Origin of the sequence: Paenibacillus ihuae (assembly GCF_001368795.1) — a bacterium.
Classification (GTDB): domain Bacteria; phylum Bacillota; class Bacilli; order Paenibacillales; family Paenibacillaceae; genus Paenibacillus_AQ; species Paenibacillus_AQ ihuae.
In genome coordinates, this window is sequence record NZ_LN831198.1 from 2,111,502 (window position 1) to 2,134,520 (window position 23,019).

Below are 23,019 nucleotides of genomic sequence, written 5' to 3' on the forward strand. Positions count from 1 at the left end.
CAATTATTCCTGGAGTGACTGAATTAGGCGCTAAAAAAAGGGTTCATAGCGGATTGCATGCAGCAAGTCTGGCTTGATCTCTATTGAATTACTCATGAAGTGGCCGGAAAAATGTTTACATTTCATGTAATGTATATATACTTGTAATTTAAAGGAATATAAATCATCCGGAAGCTTCCGGCAGGGAGGATCATCATGAACAGACGTATTAGAGTAGGGATTGCAGGCTACGGCAACTTAGGTAAAGGAGTACAGCTGGCAATTAACCAGAACCCCGATATGGAGCTGGTTGCGATCTTTACGCGCAGAGACCCGGAAGGACTGGCGGAGGAAACGGGGGTAACAGTGGAGCGCCTCGATAATGCCGGGCAGTACATAAACCGGATTGATGTGATGATTCTATGCGGAGGATCGGCGACGGATCTGCCGGACCAGACACCTCAGCTGGTGAAATTATTCAATACGGTGGACAGCTTCGACACACATGCCAAAATTCCTGAATTCTATGAAAAGGTGAACGCAGCCGCTGTGGAGGGCGGGAAGGTTGGAATCATCTCTACCGGCTGGGATCCTGGCTTGTTCTCCATGAACCGGCTGCTGATGCAGGCTGTTTTGCCTCAAGGGAAAGAGTATACCTTCTGGGGAACCGGAGTCAGCCAAGGCCACTCTGATGCGATCCGCCGGGTACCCGGTGTTAAGGCTGGCGTTCAATATACAGTGCCGGTGCAGGAAGTGATAGAACGTATCCGCTCCGGTGAAACTCCAGAGCTGCCGACGCGCGAGAAACACCGCCGCAACTGCTTCGTCGTGGCGGAGGAGGGCGCGGACCAGGAAGCCATCCGCAGTACGATCACCCATATGCCGGATTACTTTGCCGATTACGATACGACGGTGACGTTCATTACGGAAGAGGAGCTTGCCAGGGAGCATTCCGGAATGCCGCACGGCGGATTCGTCATCCGCAGCGGAGTTACCGGCAACGGAAGCAAGCAGATCGCAGAGTTCGGGCTGAAGCTGGACAGCAACCCTGAATTCACGGCCAGCGTGCTGATCGCTTATGCCAGAGCAGCCTCGCGCCTCAGCGCAGAAGGGGCGGCAGGAGCCAAGACGGTGTTTGATATTCCGCTCGGCTACCTCTCGCCTAAGTCACCGGAAGAGCTTCGCCGTGAACTCCTGTAGGAATTGACTTCACATAATGTTGTTAAATAAAGAAGACGCGCCGCTGGTTGATCATCGGCGCGTCTTCTTGTGCTTATATTCAACAACGATGACGTTCTCTTCATCGGCGGTCTTAGACCACTCCCTGGGCCAGCATGGCATCAGCGACCTTCAGGAACCCGGCGATGTTCGCACCGGCGACAAGATTGCCGGGCAGGTCATAATCCTCTGCAGCAAGGACAGCACTGCGGTAAATATTCTTCATAATGAGCCGCAGCCGCTCATCTACCTCTTCGAACGACCAGGACAGGCGCATGCCGTTCTGGCTCATTTCCAGTCCTGAGACCGCTACTCCGCCTGCATTGGCTGCCTTTGCCGGAGCAAACAGGATTCCCTGCTGCAAAAAGTAATTGACCGCCGGCAGCGTGGACGGCATGTTTGCTCCTTCTCCGACAGCCAGTACTCCGCCTGACACAAGAGCACGTGCCGCTTCTTCATCAAGCTCGTTCTGTGTGGCGCAAGGCAGGGCGATTTGACAAGGGAGGTTCCAGATCCCGGAGCTTCCCTCTATATATTCCGCATGCGGATGCTCTTTGAGATATTCGCTGATCCGGCTGCGGTTCTGTTCCTTCAACCGTTTCACTGTATCCAGCTTAATGCCCTGCGGATCATGGATGAATCCCCCCCGAGTCGCTGCAGGCAATGACAAGCGCACCAAGCTGCTGTGCTTTTTCCATAGCATAAATAGACACATTGCCTGAGCCGGATACCACCACAGTCTGCCCTTGGAAGCCCTGTCCCTGTGCCGCCAGCATCTCCTGCACGAAATATACGAGGCCGTAACCCGTAGCTTCTTTTCTCGCCAGGCTTCCGCCATACAGCAGACCTTTGCCGGTCAGCACTCCAGCCTCATGTCCGCCGCGGATCCGTTTGTACTGTCCGAACATGTAGCCGATCTCCCGAGCACCAACACCAATATCTCCTGCGGGGATGTCCGTGTCAGGACCAATATGCCGGTACAGCTCTGTCATAAAGCTTTGGGCAAAAGACATGATATCCCGGTCAGACTTGCCTTTGGGATCGAAATCGGCACCGCCCTTACCGCCGCCGATGGGCAGGCCGGTTAAGGCATTTTTGAAAATTTGCTCGAAGCCCAGGAATTTAACAATCCCGGAGTAGACAGAAGGGTGGAAACGGATACCGCCTTTATACGGACCTATAGCGCTGTTGAACTGAATCCGGTAGCCGCGGTTCACACGAATGGTCCCGGAGTCATCCATCCAGGGAACACGGAAGGAGAGACTGCGCTCCGGTTCAACGAGCCGCTCCAGTATTGCATTCTCCATGTAATGAGGATGACGCGCCAGAACAGGAACTAGACATTCCAGAATTTCCTTCACAGCCTGATGGAATTCTTGTTCCAGCGGATCACGGCGTTTGACGGCTTCGAATACCTGCTGGATATAATTTTCGGCGGAAGCCGAAGCTTCTGATGAAATAGTCGACACTTGAATGAACACTCCCTGTCTGCATAATGTGGTTACCCTTAAACGAATTATTAAAATTTTACTTAAACCTGACATCAAATTGCCAATTAATTCTTTTTTGATAGCTAATCAATTAATTCTATAAAACTAACAGATAGTGTTATATTTATGCAAATGGATAACCCGGGCGGCATGATAAAAAGGCAAACGCAGCCCCATTAGGAACTTCGTTTGCCTATATGTTATGCAGAGCACCGTATTTAATCCGTACTGATGACCGAACCGCCGGCAGCCTTAAGCAGCCTGTTCATTATAGCGGAACCTAGACCCGATTCGGGGCAAGCTTCGGCCAGGATATAGGTAGCTCCGGCTTCATCAAAGCGCCGCAATGCGCCATAAAGAGTGCGCGCACCTTCCTCCAGGGCGTTGAGCGAGCCCAGTGAAACCACGCAGCCGGCGGCAGCGGCGGGATACAAGGCCAGGTGCTCCTCGAACAGTAGCAGGCCGGTCTTCTCACCGCGGGCCTGCGCTGCCTGCAGCAAGGCCGCGGCTTGGTCTGCCACACGCTGCTGGGATGACCCGCTCACGATGGTGAGCGAGCCTTGCGGCGCGTAGTGGGTGTACTTCATGCCCGGCGCACGCGGTGCCGGGCTGTTGCCGGCGGCCAGCTCCGGTCCGCCGGCTGCTTCTCCGCCAGCCGGGCTGATGGCCCCGGATGGCGGAGTAACTACAACACCGGGCACAGCCGCCAGCTGCTCGGCTGTGATCCCGCCCGGGCGGAGGATGGCGACCGTCCCGTCAGGCTGCACCTGCACGACGGTCGATTCCAATCCGACGCCGGTTGGCCCGTCATCGAGAACCCCGCCGATATACCCGGCGAGGTCTTCGCGGACATGGGCGGCTGTTGTCGGACTCGGCCGTCCCGAACGGTTGGCGCTGGGTGCCGCTACGGGGCAGGCAGCCGCTCTCAGCAGGGCCAGCGCCGTAGGATGTGCAGGCATCCGCACAGCGACTGTATCAAGCCCCGCTGTTACGCGTTCGGATAGTACGCCGGCGCGTACAGGCAGCACAAGTGACAGCGGACCTGGCCAAAAAGCATCCATCAAGGCTTCTGCTGCTGGACTTACGCCGGCCACAAATTCAACCAACTGCTCGCGGTCCGCAAAATGTACAATCAACGGATTGTCAGCGGGACGTCCTTTTGCAGCGAACACCGCTTCAACAGCTGAGGTATTACGGGCATCGGCCCCCAGGCCATAGACTGTTTCTGTCGGAAACGCTACCGTACCTCCGCCGGCTAATATTGCTGCAGCTTCCGCAATAGACTGTTTATCCTCAGCAGAATACTGCCGCTCCGCACCAGGTTCGCCGGCAGAACTGAGCTGCCAGTATTGAGTATCACTGTATTCTCCTGTCTTCCTCTGCACAGCAAAGGAAAAGTTATCAGGCTTCATCATTACATCACTAACTTTCTTAAAGAGTTTCTGCGCACCAGCGTACTGAATCCCGGATTCAGTTTATCCTGTAAATAGTAACATATCTATTTTTCAAATTGAACCCAAAAGACTAAAGAACGGGAGAGGCTGGCCCTCAGTTCAGTTTAAGCAGATGAAGCTCCATCCATCCGATAAAGGTTTATATTGCTGGAGATAATTGGTAGAATAATTAAGATTCATTTCAAAAAGGAGGCTATTGTTACAGTTTTTTCAATAATCAAGGAGGAGATCTTGTGAATAGTCATAAAGGAATTATACAGCTCTTGATAATGATGCTCTTGGCCGCGGCAATTGTTCCGTCAGGGGGCAGAGAGGTAAGCGCGGCGGCGGCGACTTATCCGGTAAGTGTATCTGGCGGTTATGCGCATGGGCTTGCTGCCTGGAGTGACGGTACGGTAACCGGCTGGGGCTATAACAAATATGGCCAGGCTGGCGATGGAACCAATATTGATCAATACATTCCGAAAAGGATTGCCGGTTTGACGGACATTGTTCAAGTGGCGGCAGGAAACAATGTTTCTTTTGCATTGAATGCTGCCGGAGAAGTGTGGGGCTGGGGTCAAACCTACGGTTCATATATCAGCGATGACCCTGCTTTGCCTCACCAGAAAAGAGGAGGCCCGGCTAAGCTGGAAGGACTCCATAATGTCTCCTTCATCACTACAGACGGTTCAGCGGGGATAGCAGTCAAAAAGGACGGCACGGCGACATTATGGTACCCGTCCTATGATGAGAATGAGAATATGCGTATGAAGGTCCGCTATCTGCCTCTGCCACGGATTACCGGAATCCGCTCTGTTGTGATCGCTGGCAATGACGCGCTGTTCCTTATTGGCGGCGGCAGTGTGAAGCAATTGAGCATTTATAACAGTATTATGGGCAGAATCCGCTGGGCAAGTGATCCGGTTACCGTGAACACGCTTGCCGAATCAGGGATTAAGCAAATGGCCCCCTCCGGGGATAACGCCTTTCTGCTGCGTGCGGATGGACAAGCCCTGCGCTGGAACAAGACGCTGAAAGTGCCGTCCGAAATATCAGGCCTTAGCAGCGTCTATAAACTTCAGACTGGCTACAATAAGCTGTATGTACTGAAGACTAACGGAACACTCTGGCAATGGAATTATAACTCCGGCCCCCTGAACAAACCGTTTCAAGTCAAAGGCGAAGAGAGTATCACCACTTTATGGGGCAGCACGGGCAGCTTCGGATTTGCACAGGATAAGAAAGGCAGGTTATTGGGCTGGGGGGAAGGATTCAATGGCGGATTAGCCACAGGCAGCGGTACGGTTACGAATGACGATACAATTGCTGTTGCTCCGGTTCAGACTCCGCTGACCTTTCTGGTGAACGGAGAGACCATTGATTTTTATGGAACGACAGGCGTTATCAACGGGAAATTGTATGTTCCTTACAGCAGTGTGTTCAAGGCGCTTGGTGTGAAGGTGAATATGACTCAGTCTAATCCCGATCCAAAGTTCAATAATTACCGCTTTAGACTCTGGTCATTCGTATATGGCAGCACGGTTATTCATATCAAAGCCAGTGATCCGGAACAGCTGTTTATTAACGGGAAGAAGACAGAGCGTGTAATTACGCTACAAGCCTTATCCGATACTACCCAGTTTCCGCTCCAGGATCTCTGCGAGCTGCTGGGAATCAGTCTGAAGTGGAACACTGTCTCTGGTGAGGTTTGGCTGGGGGATAGCGGTGAATAGGAGATAAACCACAAATTTTAAACAATTAAAGGTTGACACCATCTCACTTGCCGTGTAACATATGAAAAGTCGTCATGCTGATCATTATAAAAGTTCTCGTATAACCTCGCAGCCGTTCTGGTATTTATAGGGCGAGGGTTTCTACAGGAAGCCTATTCTTCCTAACTACGATGATAAAGACCATGTTTATGGTGTTTATCCCGGAGTTAGGATTTTTTGCGTGTAACGGCCGATACAGAAGTTTCAGGAGGCATAATAGATATGAAGGATATGAAGTACTTAATTTCGGTTCTGGTAGGAGCGATGAGCTATGGCATCTTGTCAACCATAGTTGTACTCGCATACGGACAAGGATACCAGCTGGGAGAAGTGGTCGGCACGCAGCTGATGACCGGCTGTATACTGGCTTGGATGCTGGCTCTATATACCAAAGTAAGAGAGACACGCAAGCAGCGGAAACAAGGAATTACACCGGAAGAAGCCGGACGTGTATCCCCGCGGATGACATGGAAGCACAGACTGCTGCTTATGCTTGCCGGGGCACCGACAGTCGTCACGGGCCTGCTGTATTACCAGTCTCTCCGCTACATCCCGGCATCGCTGGCGATTATCCTGCTGTTCCAGTTCACCTGGATCAGTGTGCTGATCCAGGCTGTCAGCAAACGCCAGCGTCCGGATAAAATAACCGTATTGACGTTGTTGCTGCTGTTCGGCGGAACACTGCTTGCGGCAGGGGTGCTTGGAGAGAGTACAGCTCACTTCAATTTCTTAGGCATTACACTTGGTCTGCTGTCAGCGGTAAGCTATTCGATGTTCATCATCTTTAGCGGGAAAGCCGTTCCCTCTGTACATCCGGCTTACCGGAGTGCCTGGATGGTTACAGGCGGTCTGGTGCTGCTCTGCATCCTGTTCCCGCCGTATTTCCTGTTTAACGGCTTGCTGTGGGGACAGCTGCTGTTGTTCGGATTCCTGCTCGGTTTGTTTGGAGCGTTTATTCCGCCAGTGCTGTTTGCGATTGGCGTGCCCCATATCGGAGGCGGAATGGCCGGAATTCTCGGTGCGGCTGAGCTTCCGGTGGCAGTATTGCTATCCTCGTTCGTGCTGCATGAGCAGGTGAGCGGACTGCAATGGACCGGGGTAGTTCTGGTATTGCTTGGGGTTGTCATGCCTGAGCTGTATAAACTGCGCTGGAGAAGTGCAGAGACGGTAACCTCATGAGGTTGGCCGATAATTACAATAAGTGATAAGCCATAAGCTGAAGAAGCCCGCATCTAATGCGGGCTTCTTGTTTTCTCATCATCTGTCTTGGGGAGGAAGTCTTTTTTCACCGAGCTTTACTTCTTTTTTATCCGGTTTGACGACAATCAGCAGCATTTGGAATGCCTCTGAAGCATACAGCGCGTGAGGGATATTTGCAGGTAATATAATGCTTTCCCCGGCTTGTACGCTATATTCTTTGTCCGCTATGGTGATGTGTGCCAGGCCTGACAAAATATTAACCATAGCATCACCCGGAGAAGAGTGGCCGCCAATGGATGAACCTTTATCCAGGGAGAGTAGTGTCATGGCAAGATTGGGACGCTGCACCAGGGTCAGGCTGGATACCTGCTGTTCTTCAACTGTGATGATGTTCCGTAGATCTATAACTTCCGAATGCGGCAATTTTTTGATAAATCCTGTTTGCACCATATGGAATACCTGCCTTCATTTTAAATTTTGATTTGCAGAAACTTGCAGCTGCTCTGCGCAGCGAATTCATGCCATGTATCACTCTTAACACATACCGACGCTCCTTGCGGCAGATGACACGGCATATCATCCACCAGCATATGAAGCTCACCTTCCAGTACAAAAATCAGCTTGGACTCCGGAGAAGTTTCCGAACTGATCGTTTCCCCCTGATCCATGGCATACAGCACCCATTCCGGTGCCCCAGCACGATCATCCGCTACTTCTGAAAAGTCCAGCGTTCGGCTTGCAATCCGGTTAGGTTTGATGCCGATCATTTGATCTAAATAAAATACGGTCCCTGATGTAATTCCGCTCATACGGTCCTCCTGTATCTATTGATTGATTCTTGTCCTTTGATATAATAAGACTTAACGTGAGAATCGTTCTCATTTATTGAATTGTAGCAGAGTTTCTCCCATGACTCTGTTGCCATGGCAACAGGAGGCGGATTAAATTGCAGGAATATATGGATAAAATACAAAACACGATTTTATTTAAGGGGTTCGAGAGTCAAGAAGTACAGCAGGCCTTGAGCTGCCTGCAGGGAACCATCAGGGATTTTGCGAAGAAGAAGGTTATCTTTGAGCAAGATGAGCTTCTCGATTCAGCAGGTATAATTCTTTACGGAAACGTGCTGCTGTGCAAGGAGAATGTCTCAGGCAACCGGTTTATTTTCTCTGAACTGAAAAGCGGAGAAATTCTCGGAGAAACAGCACTCCGCCTTGAACGGGAGCCCAGCGGTTATGAAGCGGTAGCAGGTTCGGAATGCCGTATTCTGTTTATCCGGATTAATAACATCGTCCGTCCAGGCCAGGTGACCTGTTATTTGAGAGGACGAATCATTGAGAATATGATGGCTTTACTGCTGGAGAACAACCGGGCGGTTTATCAAAAGCTTGATTTGGTCTCCCACAAATCGCTGCGGGAGAGAGTGCTGCATTATTTGCACCTGCAGGCTCACAAAAACAATTCGCCCCGCTTCGAAATCCCGTTCAGCCGGACCGATCTCGCAGATTATCTGACGGTTGACCGGAGCGCCCTCTCCAGAGAACTGCAGCGGATGGTGCAGGATGGCCTGATCCGCTTGTCACGCAATCAATTCGAGCTGCTGGAAATGGATGCTCAAGTGCAGCCGGACTGATGTTGTGGGATCTATTATTTTAGGGGACGGGCGTTGTTAAGACCAATTCTATTTGAGAATACACAAAAAAGGACAAAAAAAGAGAACCTGAGAGTTCTCTTTTTTTGTCCTAAAACCTATGTTTATTCACCACGGAGGATTCATCAATTCTTTCTTGAAAAAAGACTGTTTATTTTACTTTGATTGTTCAGGCATAAAAAAACGCCCTAAATGTGGCGAAAGTGTGAAACTTATAAAATTATTACCTTTATTATACCATAAAATAACAGAAAAATCAAGTATTGTTTCGCAATACGGCTGAATGGTACAACAGATGTGAGGTGATAATTAATGAAAAATAAAAGCATCACAGCGCTTGTTAGTGCATTTGCAAGAGCTTATCACGCAGAGCATAATCAGATCAAAATTTTTGATGACCGGCTCGCAAGAGAACTATTAACCAATGAAGAATACGCGAACATCTCCAGCAATATGTCGCAGGGGATAACATTCTTCCTGCCGGAATTTACCGGCACACAGGAGGAGTGCCTGCGGGCAATCGTTGATTGGCAGCTGTCGCCGTCTCCGCTGGGGAGGGCCGCCTTTGCGGAACAGGCGCTTAAGAATGCGGTCACACTAGGGGCAAGGCAATATCTGATTTTTGCCGCCGGATACGATACCTTCGCTTACCGCCAGCCGGACTTTGCAGATCATCTGCAAATCTTTGAAATCGATCACCCCGCTACGGGTGATGACAAGCAGCGGCGGATCTCTGCGCTACCTTGGCATGTACCATCCAATGTGCATTACATTCCGGCTGATTTTCTTGAACCTGACTGGCAGAAGGGAGTGCTGTCCTGTTCCGCTTATGACCCGGATCAGATCAGCTTCAGCAGCTTACTGGGCATCAGTTATTATCTGCCCAAGGATTCATTTAAACAATTATTGTCCGCCATTGTGATGCTGCTCCCTAGCGGCAGCAGCATCGTTTTTGATTATCCTGATGAGCTTACCTTTACACCACAGGCGGGTGAACGGACGCAGAAGCAGTTAATGATGGCAGCACAGGCAGGCGAGCCGATGCAGGCAAGCTACTCCTACCGGGAGCTGGAGCAGATGCTGGAGGAGCTTAATCTGCTGATCTATCAGCATTTGACGCCAGCTGAAATTACCGGACAGCTGTTCAATGCATATAATGACAGCCAGCCGGCTCATCCCATTGCGGCCTTCGATAATGTGAATTATTGCTTGGCGGTTAAGCGGTAATAATCAGAAGATTAATCCGTGATCAGCCCATATACACTAAGCTTCCGGATCCGGCTGGATACCAGCATGGAAACGATGAGGGCTGCTGAAATAATAGCTAAACTGAGGGTCATAATCTGAGGCAGACTGACAGCAAAATGAATATTGTAAACACCCAGACTGGATAGAAGCAGCACGAAGGCCCAGTTTGAGTAATAATACCCCAAAAGACTTCCGGCCAGCACACCAGTCGCGATAACCGGAAGCATGCTGAAAGTAATCTGAGTCATCAGATTGAAGGTGGTATAGCCCAGACCCCTGAGAATGCCGAATTCTCGCTTTCTTTTCAAGATCAGAGTTTTGATGACCAGATATAGAATAAGACTGACAACTAGGATCGTGACTGCCGTGATGACTGCTGTCATAGAAGATACTGCGGCATTAAAGTTACTTAGTGTACTTTGCATTATTTCTTGAACATTGGTTACAGACCACTGATCAGAATAGCTTTGCTCCAACTGCTGCAGAAAAGCACCGGGAGCACTTCCGTCCTGCAGATATACGTTGAGCGTTCCAAGAGTATAATCCGGCAGAATCCTTTGCAGACCCGCAATTGTAATAGTTGCCACCATCCCAAGCTGATTGATTTGCTGGCTAAGGCCGGTTATCAGGTAGGTACCAGTAGTCCCATTAATGCTAACTTCAATCTGGTCGCCTATAGTTTTGTGTTCCAGCTTGGCTATAATTCCTGAAACGGCAATTTCGTTATCATAGATGGGCTGCCTTCCTTTGTATACAGTCTGCGTCTCCATTTTATCAAAATCATTGGATACCTTTAGCGTAAAACCGGTATCCTGAATCGAAGCGGCGATGGAGTCCATGAAGGTTATCTTCCGTACGCCCTCCAGGTTTTTCACTTTTTCAATCATCTCGGGAGTAAGTTTTCCGCTTTTCGGTATGAGCATAAAGTCGCTCTGTTCGAACCCCACAAGCTGAAGAACGGCGGTGGTATCATCTGTGAAATTGAAATTCAGGATAGAGCAGGCGATGGATGAAAAGGTCAGTCCTGCAACAATCAAAAGAATCATCACATTTTGTTTGGCCTGAAGGACTAAGGTCTTCAAGCCCAAACCAAATTGCAGACCCAGAGGGAAGCGCTCCAGCGGAATGCGGTTTTTTTTGAAATTATGGGTCATTAAGCCGCTCTGCAGTGCAGCAATCGGAGTGATGATTCTGATCCGCTTACTGGATAAAAAGGTTACCAGCATCACCATACCTGTGATAATGGCCACGCTGAGAGCAGAACTAAGCATTCCAGATGCCGGCGGCCACATTAATCCAATGGAAGTGGATATCAAATTTCCGGCGAAAGGCATAACTAATGTTGTGGCAGCTACGCCCGGAACACCCGCTGCTAGCGTGATCCACATAAACTGTAATAACAGGGCAGAGATAATCTGCCAGGAAGTATACCCGTTAGCTTTCAGCACGCCAATATTCTGCATGTTGTCCTCAATATGCTCGAGTATCTGAAAGCGGATGACAATCAGGGAGATCACTACCATAATGAGTGCGAAGACAATCAGAATGGCAGTTAAAAAGTTAACGAATACACTGTTTCCCGCAATGCCTGATTCCGCACTCATAATGGAAAAGTTACCTTTAGTACCCGAAGCGGTAAGCTCCTCTCCCAGCAATTGGATGAGCTTTTCTGTTTTGTCGGCTTCTGTCATCGTCGCGGATAGGAAAGTGACCCGGGACGTTGTTCCGGTACTCTCCTCGAGCTCCCGGTATGAATCACCTGCAAGGAATACTTTCATCGCACCATTAGTAAAAGTTCCTGTTAACGGCTCCTCGATAAAACCGCCGATTTTATAGGTGTACACAGCTTTTTCATAGGTTATGGTAAGGGAGTCTCCGACATTATACCCTCCACCGACATGGAATATATAAGGGAGAAAGATCTGATCACTGCTGAAGGACTTGACCGGAGTGATGGTATTAAAGGGAGCCATGGTCCGCTGCTGCTCAGCATTAAGTACCAATAGCCCGGTTGTGGTCTCGCTTTGCCCGTACTTGATCTTGACCTCGGACAGCAGCAGGGCAGATTCTTTCTCCCATTGGTCGGTATACGGGTAATTGTTCACCAAAGCTTCGTACTCTTTAAGATGCTCATTGTCGGAAAAGTATGAGATCATGTCCGGAGTTTTTAGCTCAACCATTTTTTGTTCCTGAAATGAATTCAGCTTCAGCGTAACCGACAGTCCGATGTTGAGTAAAAGGACGGCTAGCAGGATTAAAAGGAACAGGGTAGCGGTGGAGCTTTTTCGTTTGCGGATATTGGACCAGGCCAGTTTTGTTTGGACGCTGCGCATCTTTACCACCCCAAATCTGCTAAAAAGGTTTGTAATTGCTCCTGCCGTTCTGGTCCGTTAGTCTCTCTGAACGGAGGCAGCTGCAGCTCGCCAACCATAATTCCATCCCGCAGATACAGAATCCGGTTACCCCGGAGTGCGGTTTTGAGATCATGAGTGACCATTATAATACTTTGCCCGCGTTCATTCAGCTCCGTCAGGACATTCAGGACGCTTGTGCCGGCTGCGCTGTTAAGCGCTCCAGTAGGTTCATCAGCGAACACGGCAGTGGGGGCATTAATTAATGCCCGGACTATTCCTGCCCGCTGTGCCTCTCCACCGGAGATCTGCGCCGGGAATTTCGTCCACTTTGAGGCATCTAAACCTACTTCCGCCAGCAGCTGCTTGGCTTTGGAAACTGCCGCCGTTCGGTTTTTTTGTACCAAAAAAGCACTGGATAACACATTGTCGAGCACACTCATGGTATCCAGTAAATGAATCTGCTGAAAGACAAACCCGCAATGCTTCCGGCGGAAGACTGCAAGCTGGTCATTGCTCATACCCGTAATATCCTGGCCGGCAAACAGAATCTCTCCCAGCGTCGGTTTATCCATCCCGGAAATGGCATAGAGCAATGTGGATTTACCTGAACCCGAGCTTCCCATTATGACTGTGAAATCTCCCTGGTACAGCGTCAGGTCCAGATTCTTCAGGACATGCTGCTGGACGCCTCCGTGTGAGAAGGTTTTGCCCAGCTTTTTTGTTTGCATTAATATGGTCTTTGCCGGTTGACTCATTGCAGAACACTCCATTTAAATTCATACTCATTATTTGGCATACCTTCTGCCGATTTAATAATGGCTGCAGTAAGCGGATAGCTTTAACTGCAAATTAATTCTACGATGAATGTTCTTAACGGGTCTTTGCGGAATCCTTAGCGGTTTCTTAATTTTTTCCGGCCAAAGGAATCAGGAGCTTCACCATGAAGCCGTTCCGGCGGTTGCAGCAGACCATATCCCCATGCATCTTCCGCAGCATGTAGCGGGATATAAATAGACCGAGTCCCGAGCCGCTCTGATGGACAGCGCCGCTTCCCCGGTAAAACTTATTGAACAGCAGCGGCAGCTCCTCCTCCGGGACACCAGGACCAAAGTCCAGGAGCTGTACCTCCAGGAAACCTTCAATGATTACACACTCAATCTCGATGGCTGTGCCGGCATATTTGTAGGAATTGTTCACGACATTATCAATAACCTGCTGCAAGCGCAGGAGATCTGCTGCAATAAGGCAATCCGGGATAGGGGCCAACGTAATCTGGCCATAGTAGTTGGCATTGTCGATTAATTCACCCAGCAGGTGGCTGTGCTCTTCCGTTACATTGACCTGGAGTTCATTCAGCTCCTCCATGGTGGCGTGGAACATATCCGTTACCAGATGATCAATCTGGTTGGCTTTGGCGTACAGCGTGTTTAGCTGTCGGCTGGTTTTGTCATCAGAGGCACTAAGGAGCATTAGCTCTGTGACTGCTTTTATCGAGGAAACAGGCGTTTTTATATCGTGGCTGAGGCTGGCAACCAGTTCTTTTTTACTCTTGTTGGCCAGATATTCACTGTGCCGTGCCGCAGCCAGCTCGTCGCGCATCATGTCAAAGCTTTCCGTAAAGGCGCCAAACATATGATTCCGGTCCATTTCCAGAGGGATATCCAGCTCCCCCTTGGCTATGTGCTTTGCGAAACGCTGCATTTTGCTGAAAGGGCGGAAGATCATCCGGTTTAAATACAGGATATAAGCGAGAAAGAGACAAGCCAGCAGCAGCAGGGAAGCCGCAAAGATAACTGAAAATTGCAGCTTCATCCGGGAAAATAAAGTGTCATAATCGTTATAAATAATAACTTTTCCTACACTAATGCCTTGAACTACTACATCGATCAGTGTATCACGATGGTAAATAGCTTCTTTCTCGGTTACTGATATGCCACTCTTTGTCTGATATACAAGTGTCTCTGACCTGTCAATAATTGCAAAATCATAAGGGATATCAACAAAGTGCTCCCCTTGGACGGTGCCCCAATTCTGCTCGGTAAGCTTTACTAGGGTATTAATAGCCACTCTGTCAGTGGATAATCCATTCTTCATATGGAGCATTGAGAGAAAATAAAAGGTACTGGCACTTGCAATGACCAGCAGCAGGGCAAGCAGCAGTTTCTTTGACATGCTATTTGTCCTCAAAGGCATAGCCGATGCCCCAAATTGTTTTTATGTACTCGGGATGGTTGGGATCCTGTTCGATCTTCTCACGCAGATGGCGGATATGTACATTTAAGGTGCCGTCGCCGGCAAAAACATCACCCCATACAGCAGCGAACAGCTCATCTTTGGGAATGACCCGGTTTTTATGAAGAATGAAGTAACTGATCAATTTATATTCCATTGTTTTTAGTTTCAGCGGGACACCATTCAGATTGACCCGTCTCAGTTCAGGATCAATCTGCACAGGACCGGCTTGAAGGATTGTGGACTCTGGCAGGGCTTCATTAGCATAGCGTTTCAATACTGCCTTGGTTTTGGCCAGTAATACCCGCAGCGTATACGGCTTATGTATGTAATCGTCCCCGCCGATATCCAGTGCAATCAGAACGTCATCCTCACTGGTCCGGGCGCTGATGAACAGGATAGGGATATCTGTCATCTGCCGCAGCTCCTTGCACAGCTGAAATCCGGATTCTCCGCCGAGGTTGATATCTAGCAGAATCAGAGATACTGTATGCTCCTTTAAGAAATTCCGGCAGGCATCAGCGCTGGTAACGAAAGCCGTCAGGACATTGAATAAATTAAAATACTCGCTGGTCGTCTCCGCCAGCTCGGTTTCATCATCTACAATTAAACAATCATATTTCATGGACCTGTCTCCACTTCAAAGGATATAGTCTTGCAGTCTATAAAACCATTTTACAACATATCAACTCAATATTAGCAAACAGAGTTACGACAGGCAGTCTGCAAGATTCTATTGGCAGATCGTCCATGTTATTTACGGAAATAATCCATGTTCAAAAGGAGCAGATTTATCTATGATAATTGTGATAATGATTCTCATTATTAATAAGATCTGAGGTGGGGTAGCAGGCATGTTAAAAGGATTAAAAGGTTTGGTATTAGCTGGTGTAATGGTTTTGGGCATCGGAACAGCTGTAGGCGTAAGCGCGGCACCGCTGAATGTTGGCAAAGCCACCACGTCGGCTACGCAGAAGATTACCTATAAAGGCAAGGTATATACGGTTCCTGCAAAGACAGATAATATTGTGATCGCCGGCGCCCTGGAGGCTCTCGAAGACGCCCTGGTGCTGAATTTCAAACCTAAGGGAGCCCTTACTGTCGGCGGTAAGTTTCCAGCGATGTTCTCCAAGATTACTTCCGGCGTAACACCGGTAGGGGAGAAGATTGAGCCTAACTTTGAGACCATCCTCAAACTTAATCCGGCCGTTATTCTTAGCAGTACCAAATTTCCGGCTGAGACCAATGAGAAGCTGGCTAAGATAGCTACAACAATTCCGGTATCTCATCTCGCAACGGATTGGATGGACAACCTTAAGCTGCTGGCAGCACTTACAGGCAAGCAGAAGGAATCGACAGCGGCCATTCTGAAGTATCAGAATGAATTGAAAGTGGCTAAAGTGAAGCTCACTCCTAAGTTCAAGAACAAGACAGTAATGGCTCTACGTATCCGGACAGGCAACCTTTTCCTGTATCCGAAGGATATCTTTTTTAACCGGTCCTTGTATGCAGATCTGGGTGCAGCCGTGCCAATGGAAGTTCAGCAGGCGAAGGCGCAGCAGAACATTTCGCTGGAGGCGTTTGCGGCGATCAACCCGGATTATCTCTTCGTCCAGTTCTCTCCGGATGAGAACAAGGATAATCCAAAAGCCCTGGAGGAACTGCAGAAGAATCCGATCTGGAAGAGTCTGAAAGCAGTCAAGAGCGGCAATGTTTATGTTAATCTGGTTGATCCGCTGGCCCAAGGCGGAACGGCTTACAGTAAATTCACATTCCTAGAAGCATTGATGAAAACTAAGCTTTATACAGGTAAATGAGTCCATATTCATATTAACCATAATAGTTCAAGAGAGCCGCAGGTCGGCTCTCTATTTTTTTGTGCTAACACTTCTTTTTGGAAAAAATGTAGTTTTTAATCATTTGGTGGTATGGTATAATTTGGTTGATATGTCGAAATTGCTCGCTTGATTAGGGAATGGGTCGAAATGAGTAATGATGCCGAACCGAAACTCTACAACAAAGAAAGTGGTGTTTTGATGAATCACAGATTTAGCGGGAAAGTAGCCATTGTAACCGGAGCGGGAAGCGGAATTGGAAGGGCTTCTGCCATCAGACTTGCCTTAGAGGGGGCTTCTGTTGTTTGTGTAACCATTTCAGACTCCGGAAAAGCTACTGCGCGGGAAATTACTGAAATGGGAGGGGAAGCGCTTTTTATTCAAGGGGATGTTTCAAAAGAAGCGGTTGTAAAGAGTATAATCAAGGATACTATTGATCATTACGGTAAAATTGATTGCCTGTACAACAATGCTGCTATTACCGGAGATAATCAACTAGTGGAAGAATATCCGGTAGAGACTTTTGAAAGAGTCATTAACACGAATCTTATCAGCCAGTTTATGATGATGAAGTACGCAATTCCGTTCATGCCGTCCGGTTCGGCCATCCTAAACTGCGCGTCCCTTCACGGTACCATTGGGATGGCCGGTGATGCTGCCTATTCTGCTAGCAAGCACGCGATTATCGGTTTAACCAAGTCTGTTGCGGCTGAAGTGGGTCCGCGCAATATCCGGGCCAATGTACTTGCGCCAGGGCCTGTACCGACAGTTATGATGGGCCGTTATGAACGGCTCCTTTCGGATGACGTAGAAGGCCTACAATCCGCAATTGCCGGCGGGACAGCGCTTAAACGCTACGGAACTCCTGATGAAATCGCGGCTTTTGTATGCTTCCTGCTAAGCGATGAAGCCGGCTTTATTACAGGCACTGTTCATCTTATAGATGGCGGATATTCCGCTACGAAATAAGCTCCCTAATTTAGCAGAAAAATGTAATTCGTAAAATACATTAATGAATTTCCTTTTTCTCTCAACTCACCGTTAAGAACAGCCGATATAAATTTGTAGGTACATATTTAAATTCATATCTGGAGGAATCAGCATGCCTTACACAATGGAAGTAAACGTACAAAAAAATCAAGTGGTTGTAAAAGCACTAGGACTTACTGAAGCGGACGTGCCTTCCTATATATCTGATTTTGAGAAAGCGATGAAGCAGCTTAAACCGGGCTTTACCGGAATAACCGATGTAACAGGTTCAGCGACAATTCTTTCACCTGAGGTTGCCGGCATGCTTGCACCTACTGGCGATATGGCTGTTGCTAAAGGTCTTGGAGGCTGGGCCTATGTTGCGAACTCTCCAATCTGGAAAATGCAGATGAAGAGACTTTTCGGAAGCTTTGCTGTGCATTATCCAACTTATGAAGAAGCGGATGCTTATCTGCAAAGCTTATCTAAATAATCCTGCTATCCTTAGAGAAGGTCCTAAACGGGCCTTCTTTTTTTGTTGACCCTTCAGATGGGTTCCGTAACCTAACCGCTTATTGTCCGTATAAGGATAAAAAGCTTGAACGAAATGCGTTGCATTCCCCCGGGTGAAATGCAGCTATGTATATCAAATAAGACGTTGAGGTTGTGCATCTTATGAATATAAATTCTACGAATCATGGTAATGAGGGCTATCAACTGGCTGAGAAGAGGGCGGCCCAGTATTTTACAACACTCTATAATCAGGTCAAGAACAAGTCTTATGTGGCAGCCCTCAAAGAGGATATTCAAATATGGAAACGGAAGCATTTGCGGGGTTATTCAGGCTTAAGCTTCTTTTCACGGGGAAAGAACAAGCCGGATACCCGGGATTACTACAGGTACATTCAATGGCTGAATTACACAGGGAAATTGGATGATTATTTGGACCGCAGTGTCTCTTACATTTATTTGAGAGATCTGGGGAAAACGCTGGATTCATCGGTCACCCAGAACCGGATTCAGAGAACTGTGACTGATTTGAACAAACACTTACTAAAGTCCGCTAACACAAACAAAAGTGAGCAGCCGGAATTTATGAATTTAGCAGGGGTGTACAGGTGGGCCCAGAAGGAAGGGACGGAAGCTGCAGTAATCTGGTTGTTCAAAAAACTAAGATCGGTAGCTTCACATATACCAGAGGGAATGAGTGCGGAGCATTCGCAGCGTAAATTGATCAAGATTATTCTGGGCGTTGTTCTGCATGTAATGGATGAGCTGGGGGATGCTGCACCGCCCGGGGAGCGTTCCCGCAGGCTTGATGAAGCGATCAGGCTTGGATATTCCTATGGTCTCACCTATCCATTTATCGATGATCTGTTGGATTCTCAGATTTTGACTCTTCAAGAGAAAGCGCAATATTCCGATCTGATTCGTTCTGCACTGCTTACCGGAGCTGTGCCTGAACTGGGGGTATGGACCGGGGAGAATGCGGAGCTGATTCATTATATCCATTCAGAGCTCACAGAGGCTTTTGAGTATATTAAGGAGCATCGGAGCCCTGACACACAGCAGATCTTTTTCGAGCAGTCCTTCGTCTTTTTTCATGCGCAGGATATCGACCGTGTAAAGGTGCTTTCACAGCCCGATTACACGAATGATGAACTGTACATCCCCGTTATCTTGAAGTCTTCATCGTCCCGGCTGATTGCGCGTTCTGTAATCAGTGCGCCTGAGGATGCCGGCTTTGAAGAGCGGACCTTCTTTTTTGGCATCTACAATCAGCTTGCCGACGATTTCGCGGATATGGAGCAGGATCTGAAGGATGGTGCGGTGACACCCTATACTTATTATTTACAATATCATGAGCAAAGACCGGATTTGATTAATCCCTTCGAATTGTATTGGGTAGTCGTTTCCAATCTCATCCGCAGCGTTTATGATTCCAATGCCAAAGTCCGTGAGGTAATACTGGACCGGGCAATTAATGGACTTAAGCGTTTCAAAGAGCGGGCTGGAGCTGAGAAGTACAACGAGACGATGGGGATGTTTGCAGCCGGCCAACCGGAACTCAATCAGCTTATCCAGAAAATGGTGCGGAAAGCGGATGATGTGGATTTTTTCGATAAGCTGCTGCGGGACCGGATGGTTGAGCATTTGAAAAATGATGCAAAGGAACAGGAAGAATTCCTCGCTACATTCAAAAGTGCCCGCAGTCTGATTAACAGCGAGCTGAAATTCACCAAACCCCAGGGGATTACGGCAATGAAGGAACAGCTGATCGATGCGGCCAATTACAGTCTGGAAGGGGACGGGAAGCGGGTTCGTCCTATTCTGACCTGGGTCATGGGCGTGAATGAATACGGATTGGAGTCTGAGGCCCTTGTTCCGCTTCTGAGATCACTCGAATATATGCATACCGCATCCCTGATCTTTGATGATCTGCCCTCACAGGATAATGCGTCTACCCGCAGAGGGCAGGCGACCTTGCATCAGGTACACAATAGTGCTACTGCCGAATTAACCGGGCTGTATTTGATTCAAAGAGCGATTGGGGAACAAGCCTCCCTAAACCGCTTCAAGGCGGAGACCGTTCTTGCCCTGATCCGTTACTCGGCTCAAAAGGCAGAAGACATGTGTATGGGGCAGGCTATGGACTTGGATTCAAAAGGCAAGAGTTTGACCCTGGAACAGCTGAATATGGTTTGCTTTTATAAAACTGGGGTGGCCTTTGAGGCATGTCTGGTTATGCCGGCTATGCTTGCAGAGGCCAGCGAAGCGGAAGTTATTGCCCTCAAAAAATTTGCCTACCATATGGGGATTGCGTTTCAGATCAAAGACGATCTGCTCGATGTGGAGGGAGATACGAATGTACTCGGCAAACCGGTCGGCAAGGATGTGGCTAACAATAATTCGAATTTCGTCTCGATTCTTGGAATCGAAGGTGCCAGTAAGGAAATGTGGGAACACTATTGTCTTGCTACGGAAGCATTACAAGCGATTCCCCGCAATATACCGTTTTTAAAACATCTGATGAATTATGTGGTGAACAGGGAGCGTTAAGCCCGTACACAGGGTGTTATTTTGTAGGAAATTCAAATCGTCATTATTCCCTATAACAAGCCCGCACAGGTTGCGGGTTATTTTTATTTGGTCTGTAATGTAAAGAATACTTGACACAGAGAATGGTTTGATATACATTGTGTATAACAAACTTAACTTATAATTATTCTATAGGAGGGGTACAGCATGACTTATCAGGAAAAAAAGAGCATCGTATCGATCATTAGCGCCATTCTCATTTTCGTATCTTTTAGCGCGTACAAGTATGTGCAGTATCCTGCGGAAGGAATGGAGCCGACAGAAATCTTTCACTATTGGGGCTCTTTTGTCCTCGTTCTGACTTTGGTTTCTATTTTTGCGCATATCGTAATCAGTATTTTTTTCAATATCGTTTTTCGGATCACGACCGGGGAGAAGGAGCCGAATTTCACGGATGAACTGGATAAACAGATCGAATTGAAGTCGCACCGAAACGGCTTCTTCGTCTTTATTCTCGGTTTCCTTCTTGCCATGGGATCACTGGTCATCGAACAGCCTGTACAGGTGATGTTTGTCATCCTGATTGTCTCGGGATTCATTTCCGATGTCACGGGCTCCGTGACGAAACTATATCACTACAGGAGAGGAGTCTAAAATGAGTAAAAATCTTGTTGGCAATCACATCCGCAAATTAAGATTCGAATATAACGAAATGACGCAGCAGCAATTAGCTGACAAGGTAGGTGTAACCCGGCAAACCATCGTGGCTCTGGAAAAGGGCAATTATTCGCCTTCGCTCGAGCTGGCTTTCCGCATCGCTCATGCATTCAGCTTGCATTTGGAAGAGGTATTTTTTTATGGGGAACAAACTCTCAAAGAAGAAGATGGAGGTTAAAACATGAAATTAGCCAATTCAGTAAATTCAGCCAAATCAGCCGGGAAAGTCGTAGGTGTTCTGTTTATCCTTGCAGCGGCATCATCAATCCTTGCGCTTATTCTTTACAGTCCGATTCTCAAAGATACAGGTTACCTGGATAATGGTGCTGCACACGCGAACCAGGTGATCCTGGGAGCGCTGATGGAATTGATCCTTGTCGTAGCGGCGGTTGGGACGTCTATTACCATGTTTCCATTCTTGCGCAGGTACAATGAAAGCATCGCGCTTGGTCATGTTCTCTTTCGGTTCATGGAAGCAGTAGTCATTACAATCGGTATCGTAAGCATCCTATCGCTGCTAACCTTAAGCCGGGATTATGTAGCTGCAGGTGCCCTGGATCCTGCCCCGTACCTGGCATCCGGCACTGTATTACAAGCCGTTCATGATTGGACCTTCATGCTTGGGCCTAACTTCATGCTGGGGATTAATACATTTATGTATAGTTACATCTTCTATCGTACCAAGCTTGTTCCTCGGTTTATTTCCATCTTAGGAATGACAGGCGGGGTCTCCGTTTTCCTTGCTTCATTGTTGGAAATGTTCGGTGTATTTTCTCAGCTTTCAGTTTGGGGCGCCTTATTCTCACTTCCTGTGGCGGCAAATGAGATGATTTTAGCGGTATATCTTATAGTCAAAGGATTTAATGAATCTGCGGTTGCACGTTTATTCAAGTCGCAGGTTGTTTGAAATGTTGAAGAGACGAGTTTGGAAAATAGCACTCTGGATGTTGGCAGCATGTGTTGCTCTGACAGCTGTCGGAGCCTGTTATCAGTGGTATTGTGCGGTTCAGGACAGGAAAACATACCAGCCGGTTGGAAGGCTGTATGAGGTCAAAGGAAATAAGATGCATCTATATTCGGATGGGGAAGGGGAAACAACCGTTGTATTTGCGTCAGGTTGGGGGACAACGAATCCATACGCTGACTTTTCGCCTTTATACGAAGGACTGAAACAGCATGTGAAAATCGCAGTCTACGATCGCTTCGGTTACGGATTTAGTGACGTGACAGGCAAAAAACGGAATATTGATGAGATTACAGGTGAAATTCACGAACTGCTACAAGTCTCAGGTCAGAAACCGCCATATGTTTTTGTTGGGCACTCGATGGGTGCACTGGAGACGATCCGTTATGCCCAGCGGTATCCTGAGGAAGTGAAAGGAATCCTGATGATCGATGGCGGAAGCCCTGAATATTATGCCCATAGCCCTGAACTGATGTTTATTCCAATCCTCTACAAGGGACTCAGGACAACAGGTGTCCTTCGGACTTTATATCATTTGGACGCCTTTAAGAATTGGGCAGCCAGCGAAAGCAACGAAGAAAGATTGCTTCCTGAAGCGCAAAGGACATTAAACCGTAAATCTATGCTTCTGCTGGCCGGTAACCGGGACATGGTTGATGAAATGCGCCAGAGCCAAGAGAATGCACAGATTGTATTAGCCGGTGAGAAGCCGCTGAATCTACCCATTCGCGTTCTGACCGCAGATTATTTCGGCAAGCTTGCAGAGGATCGGGCATGGGCAGACAGTCAAGCCGAGCTGGTTTCATGGTCGGTTGACGGCAAGCAAGTTATTGTAAAGGACAGTTCACATTACATCCACAGTTATCACCCTGATCTTATTATCAAAGAACTGTTGCAATTGATTGAGTAGTTCAC

At 48.1% G+C, this 23,019-nt stretch carries 20 protein-coding genes, 1 pseudogene and 1 riboswitch; of the genes and pseudogenes, 13 read left to right on the top strand and 8 right to left on the bottom strand.

What is annotated here, in order from left to right; translation table 11 throughout:
• The first annotated feature begins 195 nt into the window (after positions 1–195).
• The gene (locus tag AQR02_RS09490) at positions 196–1,179 is read left to right on the top strand and encodes a diaminopimelate dehydrogenase (RefSeq protein ID WP_054940353.1); all 984 of its coding nucleotides are present in this window, start codon (positions 196–198) and stop codon (positions 1,177–1,179) included.
• Between the two features lie 112 nt (positions 1,180–1,291).
• Here the strand turns inward: AQR02_RS09490 and gdhA are convergent.
• A pseudogene (gdhA, locus tag AQR02_RS09495) lies at positions 1,292–2,666 on the bottom strand (NADP-specific glutamate dehydrogenase).
• A gap of 239 nt (positions 2,667–2,905) precedes the next feature.
• Positions 2,906–4,102 (bottom strand): L-threonylcarbamoyladenylate synthase, encoded by a 1,197-nt coding sequence (locus tag AQR02_RS09500; protein WP_054940354.1) that lies wholly within the window; start codon positions 4,100–4,102, stop codon positions 2,906–2,908.
• A 272-nt stretch (positions 4,103–4,374) separates the two neighbouring features.
• On the opposite strand from AQR02_RS09500, the gene AQR02_RS09505 reads away from it, so the two are divergent.
• The gene (locus AQR02_RS09505; RefSeq protein WP_054940355.1) at positions 4,375–5,856 is read left to right on the top strand and encodes an RCC1 domain-containing protein; all 1,482 of its coding nucleotides are present in this window, start codon (positions 4,375–4,377) and stop codon (positions 5,854–5,856) included.
• Between the two features lie 76 nt (positions 5,857–5,932).
• Positions 5,933–6,044: riboswitch (purine riboswitch) on the top strand.
• Between the two features lie 82 nt (positions 6,045–6,126).
• Complete coding sequence (locus AQR02_RS09510; RefSeq protein WP_082451953.1) at positions 6,127–7,074, top strand: EamA family transporter; 948 nt, start codon at positions 6,127–6,129, stop codon at positions 7,072–7,074.
• Between the two features lie 78 nt (positions 7,075–7,152).
• Here the strand turns inward: AQR02_RS09510 and AQR02_RS09515 are convergent, their stop codons facing one another.
• Positions 7,153–7,545 carry a cupin domain-containing protein gene (locus AQR02_RS09515; RefSeq protein WP_054940357.1) on the bottom strand — a complete coding sequence of 131 codons (393 nt, stop codon included), beginning with the start codon at positions 7,543–7,545 and terminating at the stop codon, positions 7,153–7,155.
• Between the two features lie 20 nt (positions 7,546–7,565).
• Positions 7,566–7,904 carry a cupin domain-containing protein gene (locus AQR02_RS09520; RefSeq protein WP_054940358.1) on the bottom strand — a complete coding sequence of 113 codons (339 nt, stop codon included), beginning with the start codon at positions 7,902–7,904 and terminating at the stop codon, positions 7,566–7,568.
• Positions 7,905–8,053: 149 nt separating this feature from the next.
• Here AQR02_RS09520 and AQR02_RS09525 point away from each other — a divergent pair, with 149 nt between their 5' ends.
• Entirely contained in the window at positions 8,054–8,728 is a 675-nt protein-coding gene (locus tag AQR02_RS09525) for a Crp/Fnr family transcriptional regulator (protein ID WP_245237267.1), read from the top strand.
• A 330-nt stretch (positions 8,729–9,058) separates the two neighbouring features.
• Positions 9,059–9,973, top strand: a complete 915-nt coding sequence (locus AQR02_RS09530; RefSeq protein WP_054940360.1) for a class I SAM-dependent methyltransferase — start codon at positions 9,059–9,061, stop codon at positions 9,971–9,973.
• An 11-nt stretch (positions 9,974–9,984) separates the two neighbouring features.
• Here AQR02_RS09530 and AQR02_RS09535 read toward each other — a convergent pair whose 3' ends face one another.
• From AQR02_RS09535 to AQR02_RS09550, 4 genes are all read right to left on the bottom strand, one after another.
• Complete coding sequence (locus AQR02_RS09535; RefSeq protein ID WP_054940361.1) at positions 9,985–12,327, bottom strand: ABC transporter permease; 2,343 nt, start codon at positions 12,325–12,327, stop codon at positions 9,985–9,987.
• Positions 12,328–12,329: 2 nt separating this feature from the next.
• Positions 12,330–13,103 (bottom strand): ABC transporter ATP-binding protein, encoded by a 774-nt coding sequence (locus AQR02_RS09540; RefSeq protein ID WP_054940362.1) that lies wholly within the window; start codon positions 13,101–13,103, stop codon positions 12,330–12,332.
• A gap of 148 nt (positions 13,104–13,251) precedes the next feature.
• Positions 13,252–14,520: a HAMP domain-containing sensor histidine kinase gene (locus tag AQR02_RS09545; RefSeq protein WP_054940363.1), complete on the bottom strand. Its 1,269-nt coding sequence runs from the start codon at positions 14,518–14,520 to the stop codon at positions 13,252–13,254.
• A gap of 1 nt (position 14,521) precedes the next feature.
• On the bottom strand, positions 14,522–15,205 hold the full coding sequence (locus tag AQR02_RS09550; RefSeq protein WP_054940364.1) for a response regulator transcription factor: 684 nt from the start codon (positions 15,203–15,205) through the stop codon (positions 14,522–14,524).
• Positions 15,206–15,434: 229 nt separating this feature from the next.
• Here AQR02_RS09550 and AQR02_RS09555 point away from each other — a divergent pair, with 229 nt between their 5' ends.
• From AQR02_RS09555 to AQR02_RS09590, 8 genes are all read left to right on the top strand, one after another.
• On the top strand, positions 15,435–16,397 hold the full coding sequence (locus tag AQR02_RS09555; protein ID WP_054940365.1) for an ABC transporter substrate-binding protein: 963 nt from the start codon (positions 15,435–15,437) through the stop codon (positions 16,395–16,397).
• Positions 16,398–16,616: 219 nt separating this feature from the next.
• Positions 16,617–17,384, top strand: coding sequence for an SDR family NAD(P)-dependent oxidoreductase (locus tag AQR02_RS09560; RefSeq protein WP_159067719.1), 768 nt, complete (start codon positions 16,617–16,619; stop codon positions 17,382–17,384).
• Between the two features lie 133 nt (positions 17,385–17,517).
• Entirely contained in the window at positions 17,518–17,877 is a 360-nt protein-coding gene (locus AQR02_RS09565; protein WP_054940367.1) for a hypothetical protein, read from the top strand.
• Between the two features lie 182 nt (positions 17,878–18,059).
• Positions 18,060–20,444, top strand: coding sequence for a polyprenyl synthetase family protein (locus AQR02_RS09570; protein ID WP_054940368.1), 2,385 nt, complete (start codon positions 18,060–18,062; stop codon positions 20,442–20,444).
• A 186-nt stretch (positions 20,445–20,630) separates the two neighbouring features.
• On the top strand, positions 20,631–21,077 hold the full coding sequence (locus tag AQR02_RS09575; protein ID WP_054940369.1) for a hypothetical protein: 447 nt from the start codon (positions 20,631–20,633) through the stop codon (positions 21,075–21,077).
• A 1-nt stretch (position 21,078) separates the two neighbouring features.
• Positions 21,079–21,318 (top strand): helix-turn-helix transcriptional regulator, encoded by a 240-nt coding sequence (locus AQR02_RS09580; RefSeq protein ID WP_054940370.1) that lies wholly within the window; start codon positions 21,079–21,081, stop codon positions 21,316–21,318.
• 3 nt (positions 21,319–21,321) lie between these two features.
• Positions 21,322–22,047 carry a DUF4386 domain-containing protein gene (locus AQR02_RS09585; RefSeq protein ID WP_054940371.1) on the top strand — a complete coding sequence of 242 codons (726 nt, stop codon included), beginning with the start codon at positions 21,322–21,324 and terminating at the stop codon, positions 22,045–22,047.
• Positions 22,048–22,204: 157 nt separating this feature from the next.
• The gene (locus tag AQR02_RS09590; RefSeq protein ID WP_245237269.1) at positions 22,205–23,014 is read left to right on the top strand and encodes an alpha/beta fold hydrolase; all 810 of its coding nucleotides are present in this window, start codon (positions 22,205–22,207) and stop codon (positions 23,012–23,014) included.
• Positions 23,015–23,019 lie beyond the last annotated feature (5 nt).